This window comes from Pseudomonas turukhanskensis (assembly GCF_027922365.1).
Classification (GTDB): domain Bacteria; phylum Pseudomonadota; class Gammaproteobacteria; order Pseudomonadales; family Pseudomonadaceae; genus Aquipseudomonas; species Aquipseudomonas turukhanskensis.
In genome coordinates this window covers 1-7,315 of record NZ_BSFN01000043.1, presented here as the reverse complement: position 1 = coordinate 7,315, position 7,315 = coordinate 1, and the positions used below count along the sequence as shown (strand labels likewise).

7 protein-coding genes are annotated in these 7,315 nt (G+C 60.3%); all 7 read left to right on the top strand.

Annotation, left to right across the window (positions count from 1 at the left end):
* Positions 1-165 precede the first annotated feature (165 nt).
* Positions 166-846 (top strand): cupin domain-containing protein, encoded by a 681-nt coding sequence (locus tag PKE98_RS26810; RefSeq protein WP_004574802.1) that lies wholly within the window; start codon positions 166-168, stop codon positions 844-846.
* The gene (locus PKE98_RS26805; RefSeq protein WP_004574803.1) at positions 843-1,427 is read left to right on the top strand and encodes a TetR/AcrR family transcriptional regulator; all 585 of its coding nucleotides are present in this window, start codon (positions 843-845) and stop codon (positions 1,425-1,427) included. Before PKE98_RS26810 ends, PKE98_RS26805 begins: the two co-directional genes overlap by 4 nt.
* Before the next feature lie 59 nt (positions 1,428-1,486).
* Positions 1,487-2,263 carry an SDR family NAD(P)-dependent oxidoreductase gene (locus PKE98_RS26800; protein ID WP_004574804.1) on the top strand — a complete coding sequence of 259 codons (777 nt, stop codon included), beginning with the start codon at positions 1,487-1,489 and terminating at the stop codon, positions 2,261-2,263.
* A 14-nt stretch (positions 2,264-2,277) separates the two neighbouring features.
* Complete coding sequence (locus PKE98_RS26795) at positions 2,278-2,844, top strand: OsmC family protein (RefSeq protein WP_004574805.1); 567 nt, start codon at positions 2,278-2,280, stop codon at positions 2,842-2,844.
* Between the two features lie 296 nt (positions 2,845-3,140).
* On the top strand, positions 3,141-3,749 hold the full coding sequence (locus tag PKE98_RS26790; RefSeq protein ID WP_014003956.1) for a hypothetical protein: 609 nt from the start codon (positions 3,141-3,143) through the stop codon (positions 3,747-3,749).
* 2 nt (positions 3,750-3,751) lie between these two features.
* Positions 3,752-4,312, top strand: coding sequence for a recombinase family protein (locus PKE98_RS26785; protein ID WP_014003957.1), 561 nt, complete (start codon positions 3,752-3,754; stop codon positions 4,310-4,312).
* A 3-nt stretch (positions 4,313-4,315) separates the two neighbouring features.
* Positions 4,316-7,282 carry a Tn3 family transposase gene (locus PKE98_RS26780; protein WP_011005944.1) on the top strand — a complete coding sequence of 989 codons (2,967 nt, stop codon included), beginning with the start codon at positions 4,316-4,318 and terminating at the stop codon, positions 7,280-7,282.
* Positions 7,283-7,315: the final 33 nt, after the last annotated feature.

Genomic DNA, 7,315 nt, shown 5'->3' with positions numbered 1-7,315 from the left:
GGGGACGATAGAGAATTCGGAAAAAATCGTACGCTAAGCTTCGCGAGTTCTTGTAACCAATTCATTGTTTTTTCAATGGATGAAAGAAAATGGCGAAAGCTATTTGACAAACAAATCGGGATCTTATAACTTACCTACCAAGTAGTCGGTAGATGAAATAAAGCCATGAAACTCAATTCAGATCTTTCGCAGCGTGTTGTCGTCGAGCCTTCAAGCTTACAGTGGGTCGATTCGCCAGCGACCGGGATTCAACGCCAGTTACTGGAGCGTGATGGCGACGAAGTGGCGCGTGCCACCTCGATCGTGCGATACGCGCCGGGCTCCGCTTTTGAAAATCATAAGCACGACTTGGGCGAGGAGATTCTGGTCCTGGACGGCGAATTCAGCGACGAATCCGGGACCTTCGGGCCTGGGACTTACATCAAGAATCCACCAGGTTCTTCGCATGCACCGAGCTCCGCGACGGGTTGCACGTTGTTCGTCAAGCTGCGCCATCTTGATCTAGCCGACAGCCAACGCACCGTGGTCGACACCCGTAACGGCCCCTGGTTTCCAGGCCTCGTGCCGGGTCTGTCGGTGATGCCACTTTCTGAGTTCGACACACAACATACGGCTTTGGTGCGCTGGGCCCCGGGGACACGATTCAATTCGCATCGTCACTACGGCGGTGAAGAAATCTATGTGTTGGAAGGCGTCTTTGAGGATGAGTTCGGAAGCTACCCTACCGGCACATGGATGCGCAGTCCGCATTTGAGTGCTCACCGTCCCTTCAGCAATACAGGCTGCACCATCCTGGTCAAGACAGGCCACCTGCCAGTCGCCGAATCAAATGAGGCGCTTGCATGAAGCATTTCTCCGAAATCTCGCCGACCGCCGAGCGGGTGGTCGATGCCGCTGAAGGGTTGGTACAGCAGCACGGCTACAACGGCTTCTCATACGACGACGTGGCCCAGTTGGTAGGCATCAAAAAACCAAGTATCCACCACCACTTTCCCAAGAAGGGTGAACTCGTGGCCGTGGTCGCACAGCGCTACACGCACCGGTTTCGTGAGGAGTTGCTGAGCATCGAAGGGCAGCATGCGAAAGCGCCTGACAGGCTAACTGCGTATGCGGCACTTTTCGAACGCACCTTCGCCAAGGACCGGCGCCTTTGTGTCTGCGGCATGTTGGGTGCCGAGTCGGACTCGCTGCCGGACGCCGTTGTGAGCGAGGTCGAGCGATTCTTTAAAGTCAATCTCGACTGGTTGACTCTTGTCGTTGCCGATGGTCAGCGTGCCGCGCTGATCACCTCGAATTCCACCCCAGAGGCTCTCGCAGAGGCATTCTTGTGCGCGTTGGAAGGCTCGATGATGGTGGGCCGTGGCATGCGGTCGTCACGCGGACCGGCCGAAGTTGGAAACACTTTTCTTTCCACCGTGTTGACCTGAGGTCGGCACTTTTTTTGCAACACAACCCTACCATTTAGTTGGTAGTTAAGGAGATTATTATGAGTACTGAATTTAATGGCAAGAAGTTGTTGGTCATCGGCGGCACTAGCGGGATGGGACTGCAAACTGCCCGCATGGTTCTTGAGCAAGGCGGAAGCGTCGTCATCGTCGGTCACCGTGAAGACAAGGCCGAAGAGGCCCGCAAGGCGCTGTCGTCGTTGGGCACCGTGACCGCCCTGACTGCCGATCTCTCGCGAGCCGAAGATGTGAAGCGACTCCTGCATACCATCGATGAACACCACAAGGACATCAATCTTCTGGTCAACGCGGCTGGGGTGTTCTTCCCGAAGGCGTTTCTTGAGCACACGGAAAGTGATTACGAACAATATTTGACGTTGAATAAAGCGTTCTTCTTCATCACACAAAAAGTCGTGGCCAATCTCGTGGCCAGCGAGCGTCCCGGCGCCATTGTGAACATCGGCTCGATGTGGGGCAAGCAGGCGATTGCGGCTACGCCGTCGTCCGCGTATTCGATGGCAAAAGCAGGTTTGCATTCGCTGACCCAGCACCTTGCGATGGAGCTGGCATCCAAACAAATCAGGGTCAATGCCGTTTCTCCGGCGGTTGTCGAAACGCCGATTTACGAGGGATTCATACCCAAGGCCGAGGTTCATGGCGCCTTACAGGGATTCAACAGCTTCCACCCAATCGGCAGGGTTGGGACGCCACAAGACGTCGCCGAGGTCATCCTCTTCCTGTTGTCGGACAAGGCAGCATGGGTGACGGGCGCAATCTGGGACGTTGACGGCGGCGTGATGGCCGGGCGTAACACATAATGGGGGAACGAGAAATGAACACAAACATTAAAGGAACTCCCGGCAACGGGATCAACGTCGGCGCATTGCGTGAGTTTGCAGATCAGGTCGCAGCAAAGCCCGCCGCAGGCATCGCGACGTTCGGCGTCGTGACAACCTGGGAGGGTGGCACCCGGACGCGTGCGCGAACCATGCCGCTCGTACTAGGTGACACGGCCTTGGCGCGCGGCTTTGTCATCGACGCGGACGAACCGGCAGAATTGCTCGGTACCGACACGGCCGCTAATCCACAAGAATTGATCCTGGCTGCGTTGAACGCATGCATGACTGCAACCTACGCGGCAAATGCGGCGGCAATGAACATCGAGTTGCAATCGCTGACTATCCGCACGAAGGGAAGCCTCGATCTGAGAGGTTTTCTTGGAATCGATCCTGGGATCAATCCAGGGTACGACCAGGTCGAGTATGAGGTCGAAATGGAGTCGTCGGCGGATTCGGCGGCGCTGAAAGCATTGCACGCGCAGGTGCAGCGAACATCGCCGAATTACCACAACTTCGCGAGAGCCATTGATCTCAAGGCCAAGCTGACCATTCTCCAATGATCGAGTCAGTGTTTCCCGTGGTTGGCTGACGGGAGGCCAAACCAGATGCGCTATGACGGAAGGTTCAACCTTCCGTCATCACGTTCTCTGGAATACGCAGTGTCAATTTGAGGTATACCCTAACTGGATGTCAGGCAGAACCGCGCAGCTCCGTCAGAATAGAGTCTTCTTTCGCATTCTTTGACACATGCCCGCAAAGGTCATAGATTTCAGCCTGACAAAAGCAGGGCTTGAGGCGCAACGGAACAGAAAGTGCACTTAGCCCCCTTGCTCACCTTCAACGCGGAGTTGTTCTGATGACCTTTCTATGGGTTGGATTAGGGTTGGTAGTCGCCGGGCTGTGGTGGGGAACGGTTGTCTGGCGGCGGGAGCAGGCAGACCCTTGGATAAATCCACCAACTCCCGAGGCGCGGCGTTTGCTTCGAGCCGCGAGCCTGCATTTGCATTGCCACATTCTCGGCAGGCCTGCGGTAGACCAGGACGCGCCGTCGTTCGTTGGGGTAGATGCCCTCCAGGCACTTTATCTACGTGACGGGGTGATCTTTTTCGAGAAGGGGATCGCCACCTTGCCGGATGGAACCCAAGTCGAGCTGGGGGCACTCACTCATGAAGTGCTCGAAGTGCTTCGAGAAACCTACAGCGCCTTGGATGCCGCTTCAGCAGTGATCACTGACTATGCCACCACCTTCAATACTCCCGAAGAGTTAGAGAAGAGCGAGAATGAAATCCTGCGAAAGATCGCTGGCTACGGGAACATGTACCCGATGCAGAGCGCGATCGCTCGACTGGCATTGTTACTCAATCTCGATCCCGACAAGAACGATGTTGGGATTGGCGGCAAAGTGTTGTGGGAGCGCATCCGCCGTTGGCGTTGGCCCGAGCGCCATTTCTCGGCGGAGCAGTAGGCGTGCAGGGACATCGCATTGGCTACGTCCGGGTCAGCAGCTTCGACCAGAACCCGGAACGCCAGCTGGAGGAGACCGAGGTGAGCAAGGTGTTCACCGACAAGGCCTCGGGCAAGGACACTCAGCGCCCCCAGCTCGAAGCGCTGCTGAGCTTCGTCCGCGAAGGTGACACCGTGGTAGTGCACAGCATGGATCGCCTGGCGCGCAACCTCGATGACCTGCGCCGCCTTGTGCAGAAGCTGACCCAGCGCGGCGTGCGTATCGAATTCCTGAAAGAGGGCCTAGTCTTCACCGGCGAGGACTCGCCGATGGCCAACCTCATGCTGTCGGTGATGGGTGCCTTCGCCGAGTTCGAGCGCGCCCTGATCCGCGAGCGGCAGCGTGAGGGTATCGCCTTGGCCAAGCAGCGTGGCGCGTACCGAGGCCGCAAGAAAGCCCTGTCCGATGAGCAGGCTGCTACCCTGCGGCAGCGAGCGACGGCCGGCGAGCCCAAGGCGCAGCTTGCCCGCGAGTTCAACATCAGCCGGGAAACCCTCTACCAGTACCTCCGCACGGACGACTGATACATGCCGCGTCGCTTGATCCTCTCGGCCACGGAGCGGGACACCCTGCTTGCGTTGCCAGAAAGCCAGGATGACATGATCCGCTACTACACCTTCAACGACTCCGACCTGTCGCTGATCCGCCAGCGGCGCGGCGACGCCAACCGCCTAGGCTTCGCGGTGCAGCTCAGCCTGCTGCGCTACCCCGGCTATGCGTTGGGCACCGACAGCGAGCCGCCCGAGCCGGTCATCCTGTGGGTGGCCAAGCAGGTTCAGGCCGACCCGGCGAGTTGGGCGAAGTACGGCGAACGCGACGTGACCCGCCGCGAGCACGCCCATGAACTGCGCACCTACCTGCAACTGGCCCCGTTTGGCCTGTCCGACTTCCGCAACCTCGTGCGCGAGCTGACCGAGTTGGCCCAGCAGACCGACAAGGGCTTGCTGCTGGCCAGCCAGGCTCTGGAGAGCCTGCGGCAGAAGCGGCGCATCCTGCCGGCGCTGAGCGTAATTGATCGGGCCTGCTCGGAGGCCATTGCGCGGGCTAATCGGCGGGTCTACCGCGCCCTGGTCGAACCACTCACGGACTCGCACCGTGCCAAGCTGGACGAACTGCTGAAGCTCAAGGCCGGCAGCAGCATCACCTGGTTGACCTGGCTGCGCCAGGCACCGCTGAAACCCAACTCTCGGCACATGCTTAAGCACATCGAGCGGCTGAAGACATTTCAGCTGGTGGACTTGCCCGAAGGGCTGGGCCGGCACATCCACCAGAACCGCCTGCTCAAGCTGGCCCGCGAAGGGGGGCAGATGACGCCCAAAGACCTTGGCAAGTTCGAGCCGCAGCGGCGCTACGCGACCCTGGCCGCCGTAGTGCTGGAGAGCACCGCGACTGTGATTGATGAGTTGGTCGATCTGCACGACCGCATCCTGGTCAAGCTGTTCAGCGGCGCGAAGCACAAGCATCAGCAGCAGTTCCAGAAGCAGGGCAAGGCGATCAATGACAAGGTGCGCCTGTACTCGAAGATCGGCCAGGCTCTGCTGGAGGCAAAGGAAAACGGCAGCGATCCGTACGCCGCCATCGAGGCGGTGATTCCCTGGGACGAATTCACCGAGAGCGTCAGCGAGGCCGAGCTGCTGGCCCGGCCGGAGGGCTTCGACCACCTACACCTGGTCGGCGAGAACTTCGCCACCCTGCGCCGTTACACGCCGGCCCTGCTGGAGGTGCTGGAACTGCGCGCTGCACCGGCCGCGCAAGGCGTGCTGGCGGCCGTGCAGACCCTGCGCGAGATGAACGCCGACAACCTGCGCAAGGTGCCGGCGGATGCCCCTACCGCCTTCATCAAGCCGCGCTGGAAGCCGCTGGTGATCACCCCGGAAGGCCACGACCGACGCTTCTACGAAATCTGCGCGCTGTCCGAGCTGAAGAACGCCCTGCGCTCCGGTGACATCTGGGTCAAGGGTTCACGGCAGTTCCGCGACTTCGACGACTACCTGCTGCCGGCAGAGAAGTTCGCCGCGCTCAAGCGGGAACAGGCCCTGCCCCTGGCGATCAACCCGAACAGCGACCAGTACCTGGAAGAGCGCTTACAGCTGCTGGACGAGCAGTTGGCCACCGTAACCCGGCTGGCCAAGGACAACGAGCTGCCCGATGCCATCCTCACCGAGTCCGGGCTGAAGATCACCCCGCTGGATTCTGCGGTGCCCAATACCGCGCAGGCGCTGATCGACCAGACCAGTCAGCTGTTGCCGCGCATCAAGATCACCGAACTGCTGATGGATGTGGACGACTGGACGGGTTTCAGCCGCCACTTCACCCACCTGAAGGACGGTGCCGAGGCCAAAGACAGGACATTGCTGCTGTCAGCAATCCTGGGCGATGCGATTAACCTCGGGCTGACCAAGATGGCCGAGTCGAGCCCCGGCCTGACCTACGCCAAGCTGTCCTGGCTGCAAGCCTGGCACATCCGCGACGAAACCTATTCGGCGGCCCTGGCCGAGCTGGTCAACCACCAGTACCGCCATGCCTTCGCCGCCCACTGGGGCGACGGCACCACCTCATCCTCCGATGGCCAGCGCTTCCGGGCGGGCGGCCGGGGCGAAAGCACCGGGCACGTCAACCCGAAGTACGGCAGCGAGCCGGGGCGACTGTTCTACACCCATATCTCCGACCAGTACGCACCGTTCAGCACCCGCGTGGTGAATGTCGGCGTGCGTGACTCCACCTATGTGCTCGACGGCCTGCTGTACCACGAGTCCGACTTGCGGATCGAGGAGCACTACACCGACACGGCCGGTTTCACCGATCACGTCTTCGCCCTGATGCACCTGCTGGGCTTCCGCTTCGCACCGCGCATCCGCGACCTCGGCGAAACCAAGCTGTATGTGCCGAATAGCGTCCAGGACTACCCGACATTGCGCCCAATGGTTGGTGGCACCCTGAACATCAAGCACGTCCGCGCCCATTGGGACGACATCCTGCGCCTCGCCAGCTCGATCAAGCAGGGCACCGTCACTGCCTCGCTGATGCTGCGAAAGCTCGGCAGCTATCCACGCCAGAATGGCCTTGCCGTGGCCCTGCGCGAGCTGGGCCGGATCGAACGCACCCTGTTCATCCTCGACTGGCTGCAAAGCGTCGAACTGCGCCGCCGCGTGCATGCTGGACTGAACAAGGGTGAAGCGCGCAACTCCCTGGCCAGGGCGGTGTTCTTTAACCGCCTCGGCGAGATCAGGGATCGGAGCTTCGAGCAGCAGCGCTACCGGGCCAGCGGCCTGAACCTGGTGACGGCCGCCATTGTGTTGTGGAACACGGTGTACCTGGAGCGCGCCACTCAGGGGTTGGTCGAGGTCGGCAAGCCGGTGAACGGTGAGTTGCTGCAATACCTGTCGCCGCTGGGCTGGGAACACATCAACCTGACCGGCGATTACGTCTGGCGGCAGAGCCGCAGGCTGGAGGACGGGAAGTTCAGGCCGCTACGGTTGCCCGGAAAACCTTAGCGTACGATTTTTTCCGAATTCTGCGGGCTCCCC